This is a genomic window from Kordia sp., assembly GCF_050633145.1.
Classification (GTDB): Bacteria; Bacteroidota; Bacteroidia; order Flavobacteriales; family Flavobacteriaceae; genus Kordia.
Window position 1 is genome coordinate 1081 of the sequence record NZ_JBOEFY010000003.1, and the last position, 14171, is coordinate 15251.

General features: G+C 32.7%; 16 protein-coding genes. 4 read left to right on the plus strand and 12 right to left on the minus strand.

Going from position 1 to position 14171, the window contains the following annotated elements:
* Positions 1 to 1726, minus strand: a 1726-nt coding sequence (locus ACRBBL_RS01565; protein WP_431367275.1) for a DUF5916 domain-containing protein, incomplete at its 3' end; no start/stop codon positions are given.
* A gap of 219 nt (positions 1727 to 1945) precedes the next feature.
* On the opposite strand from ACRBBL_RS01565, the gene folE reads away from it, so the two are divergent.
* Together folE and ACRBBL_RS01575 are read left to right on the plus strand one after the other, a co-directional pair.
* Entirely contained in the window at positions 1946 to 2542 is a 597-nt protein-coding gene (gene folE / locus ACRBBL_RS01570; protein WP_431367276.1) for a GTP cyclohydrolase I FolE, read from the plus strand.
* A gap of 11 nt (positions 2543 to 2553) precedes the next feature.
* Positions 2554 to 3870: a DUF885 family protein gene (locus tag ACRBBL_RS01575; protein WP_431367277.1), complete on the plus strand. Its 1317-nt coding sequence runs from the start codon at positions 2554 to 2556 to the stop codon at positions 3868 to 3870.
* A 42-nt stretch (positions 3871 to 3912) separates the two neighbouring features.
* Here ACRBBL_RS01575 and ACRBBL_RS01580 read toward each other — a convergent pair whose 3' ends face one another.
* The 9 genes from ACRBBL_RS01580 to ACRBBL_RS01620 form a co-directional block, all read right to left on the minus strand.
* Positions 3913 to 4350: a hypothetical protein gene (locus ACRBBL_RS01580; RefSeq protein WP_431367278.1), complete on the minus strand. Its 438-nt coding sequence runs from the start codon at positions 4348 to 4350 to the stop codon at positions 3913 to 3915.
* A gap of 91 nt (positions 4351 to 4441) precedes the next feature.
* The gene (locus tag ACRBBL_RS01585) at positions 4442 to 5029 is read right to left on the minus strand and encodes a hypothetical protein (protein ID WP_431367279.1); all 588 of its coding nucleotides are present in this window, start codon (positions 5027 to 5029) and stop codon (positions 4442 to 4444) included.
* A 193-nt stretch (positions 5030 to 5222) separates the two neighbouring features.
* Positions 5223 to 5744, minus strand: a complete 522-nt coding sequence (locus tag ACRBBL_RS01590; RefSeq protein WP_431367280.1) for a hypothetical protein — start codon at positions 5742 to 5744, stop codon at positions 5223 to 5225.
* A 13-nt stretch (positions 5745 to 5757) separates the two neighbouring features.
* A complete protein-coding gene (locus ACRBBL_RS01595; protein ID WP_431367281.1) occupies positions 5758 to 6225 on the minus strand; it encodes a DinB family protein in 468 nt (155 codons plus the stop codon).
* 29 nt (positions 6226 to 6254) lie between these two features.
* Positions 6255 to 6608, minus strand: coding sequence for a hypothetical protein (locus ACRBBL_RS01600; protein ID WP_431367282.1), 354 nt, complete (start codon positions 6606 to 6608; stop codon positions 6255 to 6257).
* A gap of 86 nt (positions 6609 to 6694) precedes the next feature.
* Entirely contained in the window at positions 6695 to 7357 is a 663-nt protein-coding gene (locus ACRBBL_RS01605) for a pyridoxamine 5'-phosphate oxidase family protein (RefSeq protein WP_431367283.1), read from the minus strand.
* A 2-nt stretch (positions 7358 to 7359) separates the two neighbouring features.
* Positions 7360 to 7875 carry a GNAT family N-acetyltransferase gene (locus ACRBBL_RS01610; protein WP_431367284.1) on the minus strand — a complete coding sequence of 172 codons (516 nt, stop codon included), beginning with the start codon at positions 7873 to 7875 and terminating at the stop codon, positions 7360 to 7362.
* 3 nt (positions 7876 to 7878) lie between these two features.
* Complete coding sequence (locus tag ACRBBL_RS01615) at positions 7879 to 8169, minus strand: DUF1272 domain-containing protein (protein ID WP_431367285.1); 291 nt, start codon at positions 8167 to 8169, stop codon at positions 7879 to 7881.
* A 1-nt stretch (position 8170) separates the two neighbouring features.
* Positions 8171 to 8689: a DinB family protein gene (locus ACRBBL_RS01620; RefSeq protein ID WP_431367286.1), complete on the minus strand. Its 519-nt coding sequence runs from the start codon at positions 8687 to 8689 to the stop codon at positions 8171 to 8173.
* An 80-nt stretch (positions 8690 to 8769) separates the two neighbouring features.
* Between ACRBBL_RS01620 and ACRBBL_RS01625 the strand changes: the two genes are divergently transcribed.
* Positions 8770 to 10269: a PLP-dependent aminotransferase family protein gene (locus tag ACRBBL_RS01625; protein ID WP_431367287.1), complete on the plus strand. Its 1500-nt coding sequence runs from the start codon at positions 8770 to 8772 to the stop codon at positions 10267 to 10269.
* On the opposite strand, the gene ACRBBL_RS01630 is transcribed toward ACRBBL_RS01625, so the two are convergent.
* Positions 10266 to 10721, minus strand: coding sequence for a GNAT family N-acetyltransferase (locus ACRBBL_RS01630; protein ID WP_431367288.1), 456 nt, complete (start codon positions 10719 to 10721; stop codon positions 10266 to 10268). The genes ACRBBL_RS01625 and ACRBBL_RS01630 overlap by 4 nt on opposite strands.
* 114 nt (positions 10722 to 10835) lie before the next feature.
* Between ACRBBL_RS01630 and ACRBBL_RS01635 the strand changes: the two genes are divergently transcribed.
* A complete protein-coding gene (locus ACRBBL_RS01635; protein ID WP_431367289.1) occupies positions 10836 to 12923 on the plus strand; it encodes a BNR-4 repeat-containing protein in 2088 nt (695 codons plus the stop codon).
* Here the strand turns inward: ACRBBL_RS01635 and ACRBBL_RS01640 are convergent, their stop codons facing one another.
* Positions 12924 to 14066: a DUF6438 domain-containing protein gene (locus tag ACRBBL_RS01640; RefSeq protein ID WP_431367290.1), complete on the minus strand. Its 1143-nt coding sequence runs from the start codon at positions 14064 to 14066 to the stop codon at positions 12924 to 12926. It abuts the gene before it with no gap.
* Positions 14067 to 14171: the final 105 nt, after the last annotated feature.

The following is a 14171-nucleotide window of genomic DNA, read 5'->3' on the forward strand; positions in this document are numbered from 1 at the left end:
ACTGTCTTCCAGGTGCAAAACTTACATTTCCACCGAAAGCCATCAAACTCTTTTTAGCAACCGCAAACATATTCACACCAAAATCAGTACCTACATAAGCATTTGGATCGTACAAACGACGGTAGTTTATCCAAGTATTTACTCTAAAGTTATTTAGTTTTTTTGTTGGTTCAAATATTTGATACGAAGCATCAAGTCCGAAGTTATTAAAGTTGTTTCGAAAGTTCAATCCTAAGTCGTTAATGTCATATTTTGTATTTGCAAAACGGTGATCAAAGCTGTATCTAAATTTTCCACTGATTTTACGAATGGCAAAGAACGAACTTAAACCTGTTTCGATTCCAGTAGTTAAGTTTCTATTGCTCATTTTTAGCTGAGCATCAATACTTACCGTATTCTTTTTATTTACAAGATCTGCTACAATTGCAGTTACATTGGCGTCTCTAAAACCGCTTCCGTCTCTAGTTACATTGGTATTAATTAAACTAATGGATGAATTTTTATTGAATTGTTGATCGACCACCATAATATTATAATTGGTCAACGGTTCTACAACTTCTTCGCGGAATTCTCCCGTATCATTATTTCTAACAGTAGCTTTTGTTTTTTCTGTCACAGCATTAAAGAAACCAATTCCCAATCCGTTTTTTGTACGACCAGAAACTTTTACAGCATTGATTAATTTTACTTCGCTAGGCGAATCTACGACTTCTTCATTGTCTGCGGTTTCAACACTTCTAGATGGAGAGTTTCCAATACGACGTGAAAAGAATAAATTTCCTTTATTAAACAAATCGACACCTTCGGTAAAAAACTGTCGTTGTTCGGAAAATGTTTGTTCAAAAGGACCTAGGTTTAACTGCAAATTGTCAAATCCAGCTTGACTGAAATCAGGAACTAAAGTTGCATCAAGTGTGAAATTTTCAGTAATTCCATACTTTACATCCATTCCAAAATTATATTCATCGGTAGTTTCTCCATCTCTAGTACGAAATACAGTAGAAGCAAACGGATAAAAAATTAAGCGTGTTGGCGGTTTAATATCTTGTAATCCTTTCAATTCACCAGCATACAAGCCAATATATCCTTTTGTTGGATCAAATGCATTCCATGTATATTGTTTTCTAGTTTTTCGAAATTGTCTATGAAATTGAATTCCCCAAGTTGGTTCTTTTTGATTGGTAAAACGAAGTGCGCGATACGGAATCTTAATTTCGGCTATCCAACCATCATCAGTCATTGTTACCGCATTTTCCCAAACAGCATTCCAACTAAAATCTTCACCTACACTTGGATTTGCAATTGCATCTGCTTGATTTCCATTAGGGAAAACCACAAAATTTGTATCGTTTTGTCCATCATTATTTGGATTGATTGCGATCAGGAAAAAATCATTGATTCCAAAATTATCACGACTCGTAAATTGACGCATGATATTTTCGGGTTTGTCATGTAAATATGCAGCGATGTAAATAGCTTCATCATCGTAGGTCATTTTTACAATTGTTTTTTGATGTTCTGGCAATGCATTTCCAATATCTGGACGAAACTGGATAAAATCGGTAGCTATATCAGCATTTTTCCAAACGTCATCGTCCAAAACTCCATCAATTTTTGGTGGTGTTTCGGTTCGTTTTATGTGATATGTTTTTTTTGGGATACTATCTTGAGCAATACATTCTACTGTAAAAGAAAAGAGTAGCGCGAATATTAGTAATCGGCTCATTATTTTTTTGATTTTTTGATTGATGATGCCTTAATGAGTCAGGGAAATTTTGATTGTTACAGTAAGACTTCACAAAACTAGTTGGATACGTTGCTTATTTTTCCTAAAAAAAAGTTAAATCTGATTATGAATATGTTAACATTTATGGGAGTTTAACTAGGTTTTTTATGTACTTTTTTTGAGTATCTTTAACAACACTGAAAATGAAATTAGAAAACAATGCCTTATAAGAAATTAGAAGAATACAACATGCAAGTGACCAATGAAGTGAAAGATCGCTACAAGACTATCATTGAGGAACTTGGAGAAGATACACAGCGTGAAGGTCTATTAAAAACACCCGAACGTGCTGCAAAAGCCATGCAGTTTTTAACGCAAGGATATGATATGGATCCTGCAGAAATTTTGAAAGGTGCGATGTTTGCGGAAGATTATGACGACATGGTGATTGTAAAAGATATTGAATTGTATTCGTTGTGTGAACATCATATTTTGCCATTTTTTGGAAAAGCTCATATTGCTTATATTCCAAATGGTCATATTGTAGGATTGAGCAAATTGCCACGTATTGTAGATGTGTTTTCGAGAAGATTACAAGTGCAAGAACGCTTAACGCACGATATTTTAGAATGCATTAATGATACACTGAAACCAAAAGGAGTTGCTGTAGTGATTGAAGCATCGCACATGTGTATGATGATGCGTGGCGTACAAAAACAAAATTCTGTGACCACAACTTCAGGATTTAGAGGCGCATTTAAAAATATAGAAACACGAACAGAGTTTTTAAAACTAATTAGTTCAAGTTTATCTTAAAATAGTTCTATTTGAAAGTCTATACACACATATTACTAGTATTCTTTTTATGGAGTACATTTTCCTTTGGACAGAAATCGTTTTCGACTTGGAATTCCTTTGAAACCGCTTTTGTAAAGGACTTTAGGCGTTTGCATATTGCAGATTTGCAGATTTACTATGTAGACAATTTAGAACTCATTCAAAGCGAACGTAACGTCACGAAACAAGGAAACATGTTTCGGATATATAAAAACCTATTGGAATCCATTGATAAAGAAACGCTTTCTCGCGAAGAACAATTGGATTATGCGTTAGTTTCGTATGAAATAAATTTACACTTAGAACGTATTTCGCTTGAAAGAAAATGGTTAGCCATTAAACCAAAAAGAATTTCAGATGCAGGTTTGCAAAACGTTCCCATGGGAAAAGAATGGTATGCGTATTTCCTTAAAAAATGGGTGGATGCTTCTGTAACACCTGATGAGTTGTTTCAATTTGGATTGTCTGAAATCAATCGTGCAAAAACTGCGATGAAGGCTATTGAAACCGCTTCTGGTTTAGATAGTTTAGAATATCAAAAACACATTAACAGCGATCACTTTTTTTACAATGATGAAGCAACGATTCAAAAAAGTTTTGAAAACTTTAAAAAAGAGATTTTACCAAAGCTAGTTGGTGCTTTTCCTAAAGTAGCAGAACTTCCAGATGTATATATTGAACGTGGAAAAAACAGAGCATACGCGCAAGTACCAGCATATTATAATGAAATAAGAAGTACATTTTATTACAACTTTTTTGATACGCCTTTTAACAAACGACAAATCGCTTGGATTTACATGCACGAAGCAGTTCCAGGACATCATTATCAAATAAAATTTGAGGAAACATTAGAAAAATCGGCAATTAGAAATTTGTTTTCATATAATGGATATCGTGAAGGTTGGGCAGCGTATGTAGAAGAATTAGGAAACTATTTTAATGCTTACAAAACCAAATATGACGAACTAGGAAAGTGGGAATGGGACATTATACGTTCGGTTCGTGTGGCAATGGATGTTGGTTTAAATTACTACGATTGGAGCGATGAAAAAGCATTGAAATTCTGGCAACAGCATATCAAAGGACAAGATGATATTGCACAACGAGAAATAGCACGTATGAAACGTTGGCCTGCACAAGTAATTACGTATAAATATGGTGCAAATCAAATATTACAATGGAAAGCACAATTAGAAGCAACTCTTCCCAAAGAAAAAGAATTCCCTTGGTTAGCTTTTCACACTAAAATTCTACAAAATGGCGCGTTGCCATTTTCTCTTATGGATTCGGAGATTTTTGGAAATTGACTTGTTTAAGATAGTTTCTTTTGTGTCTTAATACTGTTTTATTTAATTCGATAAGACAGAATATATAATTTTATTTTCATAATCATTAGCAATATACCATCTGCCTTTTTTGTAAAAAAATAGATTGTTAACCTGAATAGAATTTTCATTTATAAACCATTTAGGTTTTTTATTCAAATGTTTTTTAAGCATTTCGATAAACTCTAATTTCGTGCTTAGAACATATTCATTGCTATTCAGAATTGATTTGTAGTAATTTGTGTCTTTATATTGAAATACAGAAAAACAAAAAAGCGGTTCTCCTATACTAGAGACACTTTTTAAATTATAAGCATCATGACCAATAGAATCGAAAAACCACGATTTGTTTCGTTGAGTTACTGATTCACTAAAGTCTTGATATGTTGCGTATTCTTGTCGAAAATCACTAGAACAAGCGGTAATACTTAGTATTAATACGATCAGGAATATCTTTTTCATTTAATTGATGTTACTATTATATATAGAATTCTGTATGCTTCTAAAGTTATAAATCTTGATTAAAATCAAAATGATACACTGCTGTTTCCTCTTATGGATTTGGAGATTTTTGGAAGTTGATGTATTTATAAATATCAGTTATCCTCTTTACTTTTTCAAATTCCGAAGCGTCAATCAAGAAGCCGTCGGAGCAATGAAATTCGGTATCTGTTTCATAAGTGCCTTTGCATACTTCTGTCGGTTTGTACATTCCTTCTTTAGGGATAAAGAATACTGAATTGGCATGAGGAATTGAAAATGGATCCCAGAATCTATAAAAGTTCTCACTCTTTCTTGCAAATAGAATTCTATTGTGGTCATACTTATAGGTAAGCATCGTAACTGTTTCTCCTATTTTTGGAAATGTTCCTTCCCAAGAATTGTAATTTGGATTTCTATCTTTCATTGTGTTGAAGAAGTCTTCACTATATTTCTTCCATTTACAATCCAATTTGAGTGTATCTTGTTTTTTAAAATCAACATACGTCATCACAGAATCATTCACATAACCGAGAACCTTGATTTCAGAAATATCTGTAATGGATTCGAATATGGCTTTCACAGGAATAGGTAATGTTTTTGTAGCAGATTTAGGATAAAATAATGTCATTAATCCTATGATAACGAATACCTTTTTCATGCTCTTTATTTTAGTAGTGAAAGTATATATACAGAATTCTGTATTTCTAAAACTATAAGAATAGCTGCTAAAAACAAAATAGTGAAATCAGTTTAACAAATATTTATCGATTACAATCTAACTTTATTTTGCTCATAATAAACTAAAACATACGCTGAGATTTCTATTTTCTAATTCGTCAGTAGTTAATGTATTATGATTGAACTGCATTAATTTCTTTTTCTAGTTTGTTTACGTCTAATTCTACAGTTGGTTTTAAATCAAATTCTCGAACTTTTCTGATAAACTCTTTCGCTTGTTCAAAATTCTTTCGTTCAAATTCGATATTAGCTAAATTGAGTAAAACTATCGAAGTATCGTTTTTTGTTCTTAAACCAATGTTTAAAGCTTTGGAGAATTCTGTATAACTCTTTTCCCATTCATTATTGTTAGCTGTAATAGCGCCTTGTATGAAGTGATAATAACTTTTTTGACCTTTACTTAAAGTAGCTGGATTTTTAATTTTAGAAACTAGTTTTTCAACTTTATCAAATTTTCCTTTCTTTAATTCTTGAAATGCGATGTAAACGGTTCCATATTTGTAATATCCATAAATAAATAATAAAGCAGAGAACAATGACATAGCCATAGCTATATATTCACTTTTAGTATAAAGGTAAATAGCCATAGCTATTCCTCCAATAATTAATAAAATTCGTGTAAATGGTGTAAACATAAATTTAGGTGAATTACGAATTCCTTTTAATCACATTTTCTATTTGTCTTCTATGTCTTAAAATATGTACAATTGCGTGCTCCATTAATTGCTCAAAATCGTAGGTTACATTCCATCTTGTTTCAAATTTCCAAGTTTCAATTTCTTGGTTTGTTTTACTCCATAGTCCGTCAAAAGAAGCTTCTGCGTACGCCAGCATTTTGTCAATTTCTTCAATTCCTTTTTTTGGTGTTTCTATAGGTTCGTTATATTCAAACCATTTGCGATCACTGATAGAATTGATATAATTCGAATACGTATATCCAGATTGAACCAAATGAAAGGTGATACTTTGTATTGATTTGCAATCTGGATCGGTCGTGTTTGTATCTGTTATCTTCTCAAACAAATCTTGTGGAGTTTCAGCTAAAATTTGCTTTAGTGGTATTGTAGCTCTTTTGTATTCGTCTATCAAGGCAACTAGCATTCCATTCTTTTTCATTGTGCTTCGTATGGTATTATAATCAGTTTTTACTCTTTATTTTCTTTTAGATAATTAAATCGTTTAATAGTACTATTTATTGTGGCGCCTAAATGTCCAGAAAATTCGTCAGATTGTTTTCGATAAAAATTGATATTTTCTGCTAATCTACCTCCAGAATCATCATCTTCTTTTTGTTTGAGTTCAAATAATAAATTCCAAATTCTATGCGCCAATTCATTTGACCATTTTAAACATTCAAGCTTCGTTTTATCTGTTGTGTCTGGATCATCCCAAATGGCTCTGTTCATAACAGTCATATTAGAAAGTAATAGTTCATTAAATACTATCTTTTCCTCGACTGTTTTTTTTGATAAAGATGAAATAACTTCTGTGAGTGTCATTAATTAGTAGGTTATTTAATATCTATTGTAATTTTAGTGCTTGTAGATAACGCTAAAAATAACTATTATATAAATTATATTTCAAATCAAGCCTTATTTTCCTCATAATAATCTAACACATGCTTCGGAATTTCCATTTTTTGAGGTAAACCTTCATCCGAAATTGGATATTCGGCAATTTGCTTTATAGGCACCAAACCTGCCCAAACATCTAAATCGTAATCTTCTGGTTCATCTCCAACACCAACATCTCTAATTTTAGCAGAAGCGGTTTCAATCGTCATTTCTACAACTAGTGTTCTATCTAACTCCTCTTTGTGCATTGGTCTAATTCCGTCCCAACGACCTTTCATCATGTGTTCCATATAATCAAGTAGTGCTGCATCTTTTTCTTTTGAATCTTCAATTTTTCTGACAGCACCAAATAAAGTTGCCGAACGATAATTGACAGAATGATGCAAACCTGAACGCGCTAAAACCAACGCATCCAAATGCATTACAGTCATGCTCATTTTTTTAGCTTCTATCAAAGCAAGTAACATTCTATTTGCTTGCGAACCATGCAAGTAAATTTTATTGTCTCTTCTTCCGTAGCCCATTGGTAACGTAATTGCTTGGTCTTCGTATATATAACTCACATAGCCAATAAAACCAGCATCTAAAATGGTGTTGATTGTTGAAACATCATACGTAGCTCTATTTTGTCCACGTTTAACTCTGTTCATTTTTGATTTTGAATATTCTTGCATACTTATAATTTTTTTGAGAATACTGTATTTTCATAGGAAGTTCCACTGACTATAAAATTTAATTCACCAACATTTTTAAACTCATTTTTTTCATAGAATCTAATAGCTCTGTTGTTTTTTATATAAACAGTAAGCCACATCGTATCTAATTGTAATTCTTTCGCTTTCGTTTCAACAAAAGTTAGCAATTGTTGTCCAATTTTTAAGGGTATAAAATCATTTAGGATGAAAATTCGTTCTAATCGACAATTGTTTTCTGAGGTGACACTTTCGGTTGTAGCATTTAGGATTAATTTTGCATAACCAGCAGGGAAATCGTCTACATAAATAATATAGAAGAGTTGCTTGGGATTGTTTATGTCTTGTTTCGTTTGAGAGATTGAAAAGTTCTTGTCTAGGTATTTTAATAGATCATTTTTATCATCTATATAATGACCATGAGATTCAGCCCATGTTAGTCTTCCTAAAAGTGCTAAAACTTCTGTATCTGCTTCAGTTGCAATTCTTATTTTAATCATTTTCTATCTTTTTTCTGGAGAAATGTTTTTAAATGTATTTGAATTTATTCTAGCCTTTTCTAAGTCTTTTGGTTTAAAAATTGGTTTGGCTGAAGCCGGATAGTTCTCAATTAGTTTTTTTGGTCGAATAGGACGTGCTACAAAATTCCCTGAACAACTTGGACACACATTTTCAAAGATTTCCAGTGCACATTCTTTACAATATGTACATTCAAAAGAACAAATCATAGCTTCTGTAGACGTGTTTGGTAACGCTTTATTACAATGCTCGCAAGTAGGTCTTATTTCTAACATGCTATAAGTATTTATTTGTAATCACTTCCATATGCCATATATCATGTCCTATAATTGTAAATGCGGCAGCTCTGGCAGACATAACACCGCCATTTGAATTTCCTATAAATGATAAATCTTCATCGGTTAAGCTATTGAGTATTGAAATTGAATTGTTTCTATTGATCGTAAATTCATTCAGTAAACTTTCAATTGATTTGTCATTTGCTTTGGATGGATCAACATATACATTCTGATCATATCCAGCTAGGGCAGTAGCATCATGTCTTGCAATTCTAAAACAGCGATACATAAAAATACGTTCGGTGTCTATTAAATGTTGGAATACTTCTTTAATACTCCATTTATTTGGTTGATACCGAAAGGTTAATTTATCTTCTGGAATTGATTCAAAGAAATTAATTACATGCTGTTTTCCAGTTTCAAAACCTTTTCTTAGTTCGGTTTCGTTAGATAGTTTGTCAATATATCTTGTGTAGTATGCATCAAATTCTGAAGGGTTTAAGTCTGATTTAGTCATTTTAACTGCTTTTATAATTCAAAAATACTATATTTATGGACTGTTATAATCATCCAGAATCAATATAATTAGTAGTCCAGATGTTTCCATACAAAACCAGTATTAAATTTGATAGAAAGTGCAATCAGCCATTGTACCTGCAATTGTCCAATCAAATTATACAATTCATTAAAAATCAGCATATACTGCCAAATACCAAACTTCCTGGTAGTCGAACTTTAGCAGAACAACTTCAAGTACATCGGAAAACAGTGGTAGCTTGTTATGAAGAATTACTGTTACAAGGTTGGGTAGAAAGTATTCCGAAAAAGGGAACTTTTGTACACCAAAATTTGCCAGAACTCGATCAGCAAAAATTAAACGATTCCGTGACTTCTGATTTTAAAAAAACAACAGGATTTTCCTTTTATAAAAATTCTATTCTGCCAGATAAGCCAGGAGATAAAAAGGAAGGTTTTATGTATTTGGACGATGGAGTTTCAGATGGAAGACTAACGCCATTAGACGATATTGCAAGAACCTACAGAAGAGTTTCTGCTAAAAAAAATGTCTTTGATCATTTGTCGTATGGTACTACGTATGGAAACAATACATTGCGCGAAGTTTTAGTCGATTATTTAAATTCTACTAGAGGTTTGCACATTACCAAAGAGAATGTGTTGATTACACGCGGTAGTCAAATGGGAATTTGGTTGTCATCGCAATTATTGCTTACAAAAGAAGATATTATTGTGGTTGGGAATACCAATTACGGATCGGCAGATGCTACTTTTTTAAATCAACAAGCAACATTGAAACGTGTTTTAGTTGATAAAGATGGAATTGTAACTGATGAGATTGAAAAGTTATGCAAACAACAACAAATTAAAGCTGTATATGTAACCTCGCATCATCATCATCCGACGACAGTAACGCTTTCTGCGAAGAGAAGAATTCATCTTTTAAACCTTGCGCGACAGTATAATTTTGCAATTATTGAAGACGATTACGATTATGATTTCAATTACAATCATGCGCCAATTTTGCCTTTGGCTAGTCATGATGTAAACGGAAATGTAATTTACATAGGTTCGGTTTGTAAAACGGTTGCTCCAGTTTATAGGATTGGATATTTAATAGCTTCCAAAGAATTTGTGGATGAAGCCGCTAAATTGAGAGGTTTTGTAGATAGGCAAGGAGATGCATTGTTAGAATTAACGTTTGCAGATTTTATAAAATCAGGCGATTTAGACAGACATATTCGTAAAGTGATGAAGATTTACAAACAACGACGCGATTTGTTTTGTACACTTTTAAAAGAAGAATTGGATGATTTTATTGAGTTTGAAATTCCAAAAGGCGGCATGGCAGTTTGGGCAAAATTAGATTCAAAATACACATGGTCAACGGTATCTGAAATCGCTAAAAAGCATAAATTAGAAATAGGAGCTTGGCAACGATATGATAGTGCGAATCTTGGACACAATTGTATACGAATTGGTTTTGCTTCATATACTGAAGAAGAAATGTGTGAATTGATGCGTAGGTTAAAGAAAACGCTTTATGAAGTTAGGGAAACAAAAAACACTATTGCAAATTAATGTGTTTTCTTAGAATAAATTTTAAAACCTTCTCCAAAAACATTGTATCCTTCTGCGTAGTAACTCCATCCAGCTTTTTCGTAAAAATTCTCTAAATCTGTAGAAAGGTAAGCAGTTTCAAATCCTTTCTTTTTACATTCGTTCAACGCATGATCCATCAACTTTTTGGCAATTCCTTGATTTCTATAGTTTTCATCTACAAACAAGCAGGCAAACCAAGGAAATATATCTTGTCTGCTAATAATGTCGTTGATTAATAACGCATAACAAGCGATAATTTCATCATTTTCTAACGCTACATAAAATTTTGGTAATGCATTGTCGTCTGAAACGGAGTTTTCAATACAATCTCTGTAAAAGTCAAAATTTGTATCGCTTCCCCATTGTTTCCAAATGTACGCAATGCCTTTTTTGAGGAGGTTATTTTCTTTTGTGAGTAAAGTTATTTCCATTTTTTAAATTTATAGAAATCTATTTTAGAATCAAAATGAAGACATAAACAGAGTAGATAGTTTCTAATTAACGTGAATTAGAACGATTAATTAATATTCACTAGGTTTGTACTAATGAAACCTTTCCGCTATTTATTCTTTCTTTTGTATTTGCTTGGCGCGAATGGTCTTGCGCAAAACGAAGCGACACATAGTTTTACGAAATCAAAAGCGGTTTCTTCTGAGCAGTATCAATCCATGACGTTTAATGGTGTTTGGAGTTGGTTTTCCGATCCAAGAGCTGTCTATTATGAAGGGAAACACAAACGAACGTACGCAGGTTGGATTGATAACTATGGCGATGTACATATTGGTTTTTACGATCATGATACAAAACAAATAAGCACTGCAATTATTTATGATAATTTAGAAATTGACGATCACGATAATCCCACGATTTTGTTTGACGCTGAAGGAAAGCTGCTTGTGTTTTTTAATACACATTTACAAGACGAACGTCCTCTATTCATGCGGACGTCTACAAACCCAGAAGATATTAGCGATTGGTCACCAATTAGAGAATTGTATTTAAATGATGGTTCAACTTATACAGATGCGAAAGTAAATAGACATACCTACACAAACCCTGTGCGACTTTCTAAAGAAGACGGCAAGATATATCTGTTTTGGCGCGGAATCGATTTAAAACCTTCCTATTCCGTTTCTACAGATAATGGAGCAACATGGTCAAAAGGAAAAATCTTATTTCAACCAGAAGAGCTGAAGAACTTAAAATCACCTTATACAAAAGTATATTCTGATGGTGTTTCTAAAATACACTTTACATTCACAGACGGACATCCAACGAAAGAGAAAAATAATGGATTGTACTATATATATTATGAAAATGGTGCATTTTACAAAGCCAATGGCGAAAAAAATAAAGATGTATCACAATTACCAATTTTGCAATCGGAACTGGATGTAATTTTTGAATCTGATACTATAAAATCATGGAATTGGGATATTGCGCAGGATGCAAACGGACATCCAATTGTAACCTATGCGAAGTTTCCAGACGAAAATACACATGTGTACACGTATGCAACGTTCACAAATAATCAATGGCAAAGTTATGATTTGATTGATGCTGGCGGATGGTTTCCAAAAACAAGAAAAGGAACAAAAGAATCCGAACCACAGTATGCAGGCGGCATTGTGATAGATCATGAAACACCAAATACTGTCTATCTTTCCGTAAAGCGAGATAGTGTGTTTGAAATAGAGCAGTGGGCAACCAATACTAAAGGGAAATCGTGGAAAGTAAAGAAAATCACTAAGAACTCTACCAAAGATAATGTACGTCCTTTTGCAGTTCGTAATGCTAAAAAAGGAAATCCGTTGCAGATTTTGTGGTTACAGAATACAAAGTATATCTATTACGCACATGATACACGTGGAAAAGGAATTCCGCTCGATTTTAAAGACCGTTATCACACAGCAGTGAAAATGAATTTGTTGAAGCCTACGCTAAATGCGGAATTGACAAAAGAAAGCCTAATTACTTTATTACGACAAGTTGCGGAACAGTTGTTAGAAAATCCAGATCATACTTTAGCGCAAAACGATTGGCGTTACGGAGTTATGTTTGCTGGAATTGAAGCTTTTTATGAGATTACCAAAGAAGCACGTTATAAAAATGAATTGTTGAATATTCAGCAATACCAACAGGAGGAAAGTGAAGATTCGGATGAAGACGAAGTAAATTTGTTTAGTTTGATTTGGTCACACAATACAAAAAATGATCGTGCTGCGCTTCAGAAAATAGAAATGTTAACACCAAAGGATTTTTCTTTTAAAACACTTTATTTCCCAGTAGCTTCTTGGATGTATACTATTCGAAATTTTAAAGAAAATATCACTGAAATAGAACTGCTTAAAAAGGAGTTTATTCTAGAAGTAAATGGTGTGTTGATAAATGAATTTGATTCAGAACCATTTACACGTACATTTAGAAACGAAGCGCTTATGATTTATAGTCTTGCAGCAGGAATTAATGATGGATTGGTTGACATAAAACATTCCGATACAGTAATAGAAACTTGGAAAAAATTCCAAGAAAAGCTTTTAGAGAATGATCAATTTAAAAAAGTAGATATAGAAACAAATGCCGCCATTTTATTAGCAGGAAAAGAGGTTTTTGAAATTTTAAATGTAAAATAGTTACCATTTTATTTCTTTCAATTCCTTAAAATCTTTTTCTGTAAAGTTTTGTTCTATAAAGTTATACCCAATGTCATACGTAGTAATGTGCCCATTTTTTAGATAGACTTTATACAGTTGTCCGTTGGATTCTATTTTTTTTAAGTTTGTTTCATAATAACCTCCAGGGAAAGTATATTCCTTTTCAAAATTAGCTGGTGTAATCGTAGCATTTTGAATAGCTAACCATAATAGAAAGGTTTCCGATTTCCCTAGTAACAATCGTTTTGCGCCTTTGTCAAAATAAATATTATTCAGTTTTGGTGTTTCTTTATGAATAGGAATTGAGGTAAGTGATAATTGCTTGTATAGGTTTAAGGTTGCTTTGTACGCCCATAATAATTCTTTTGTGCCTGCTTGTCCATAGTCGCTAATAGATTTTACAATTTTACCATTTTTTATAAATGTTGAAAAAACAGTTTCATCATCTGTATGACCTACACTATATGACGTAGCTACTTTTGAAATTTGGATGTCTTCCAGCTTTTTAAATAAATAGTTAGTGAATTCTGGTGAAAGCTTTGTTTTATATAGTCCGATAAGGTCTGTATGCTTTTCTCCATAAAATACAACTGATCCGTTTCGATGGATAGAAATATTCATGATAGGACAGGTTCCAAAACAACCCGAACGTGACAGCACAACTTGATCAAAGTGAAGCGAATCTTTTTCCTTTTTTGGTAATGGTACAAGCGTAAGATACGTGCTGTCAATTCTTTTTAAAACGAGCGTATCTTTATTAGAAGCATCTATTGTACCCTTAAACACAAGATCGTTCTTCAACGGATGCTGTATAAATAGACTATCAGCTTTTAATTGATACGGAACAAATCCCACGAAAGTGCTATAACTATGTTTTCCAGTTATTGTATCACGTTCATATTTATTGAATTGCCTAAAAAAATCGACAGAACTCTTTTGAAACGTAATTCCAAACGGAATTTTGAAAGGAGGCGGAATGTTATCAGAATCCTGAAGAATTGAATCAGCGTTAATTTCAATCCAAGAACCTTGTATTTTATCATGCAACGTTTTTTGTTGCTGTTTTGGTGTGCAATTATAAAGTAGGAGGGAAATGAGAATACAATAGGTAATGCTTTTCATATACGGTGTTTTAATGTGTATACAAGGTATAAAATTTCTATTGTTTTGACTTTATCTTTTATGAAAACGAATTTTAAAGAAAAACCGTACAGTTGTTACTGTGTT

Coding starts and splice junctions, on each gene's coding strand:
- folE (WP_431367276.1), top strand. CDS start 1,946: ATGCCTTATAAGAAATTAGAAGAATACAACATGCAAGTGACCAATGAA.
- ACRBBL_RS01580 (WP_431367278.1), bottom strand. CDS start 4,350: ATGAAAAAGATATTCCTGATCGTATTAATACTAAGTATTACCGCTTGT.
- ACRBBL_RS01585 (WP_431367279.1), bottom strand. CDS start 5,029: ATGAAAAAGGTATTCGTTATCATAGGATTAATGACATTATTTTATCCT.
- ACRBBL_RS01590 (WP_431367280.1), bottom strand. CDS start 5,744: ATGTTTACACCATTTACACGAATTTTATTAATTATTGGAGGAATAGCT.
- ACRBBL_RS01595 (WP_431367281.1), bottom strand. CDS start 6,225: ATGAAAAAGAATGGAATGCTAGTTGCCTTGATAGACGAATACAAAAGA.
- ACRBBL_RS01600 (WP_431367282.1), bottom strand. CDS start 6,608: ATGACACTCACAGAAGTTATTTCATCTTTATCAAAAAAAACAGTCGAG.
- ACRBBL_RS01605 (WP_431367283.1), bottom strand. CDS start 7,357: ATGCAAGAATATTCAAAATCAAAAATGAACAGAGTTAAACGTGGACAA.
- ACRBBL_RS01610 (WP_431367284.1), bottom strand. CDS start 7,875: ATGATTAAAATAAGAATTGCAACTGAAGCAGATACAGAAGTTTTAGCA.
- ACRBBL_RS01615 (WP_431367285.1), bottom strand. CDS start 8,169: ATGTTAGAAATAAGACCTACTTGCGAGCATTGTAATAAAGCGTTACCA.
- ACRBBL_RS01620 (WP_431367286.1), bottom strand. CDS start 8,689: ATGACTAAATCAGACTTAAACCCTTCAGAATTTGATGCATACTACACA.
- ACRBBL_RS01625 (WP_431367287.1), top strand. CDS start 8,770: ATGTTTCCATACAAAACCAGTATTAAATTTGATAGAAAGTGCAATCAG.
- ACRBBL_RS01630 (WP_431367288.1), bottom strand. CDS start 10,721: ATGGAAATAACTTTACTCACAAAAGAAAATAACCTCCTCAAAAAAGGC.
- ACRBBL_RS01635 (WP_431367289.1), top strand. CDS start 10,836: ATGAAACCTTTCCGCTATTTATTCTTTCTTTTGTATTTGCTTGGCGCG.
- ACRBBL_RS01640 (WP_431367290.1), bottom strand. CDS start 14,066: ATGAAAAGCATTACCTATTGTATTCTCATTTCCCTCCTACTTTATAAT.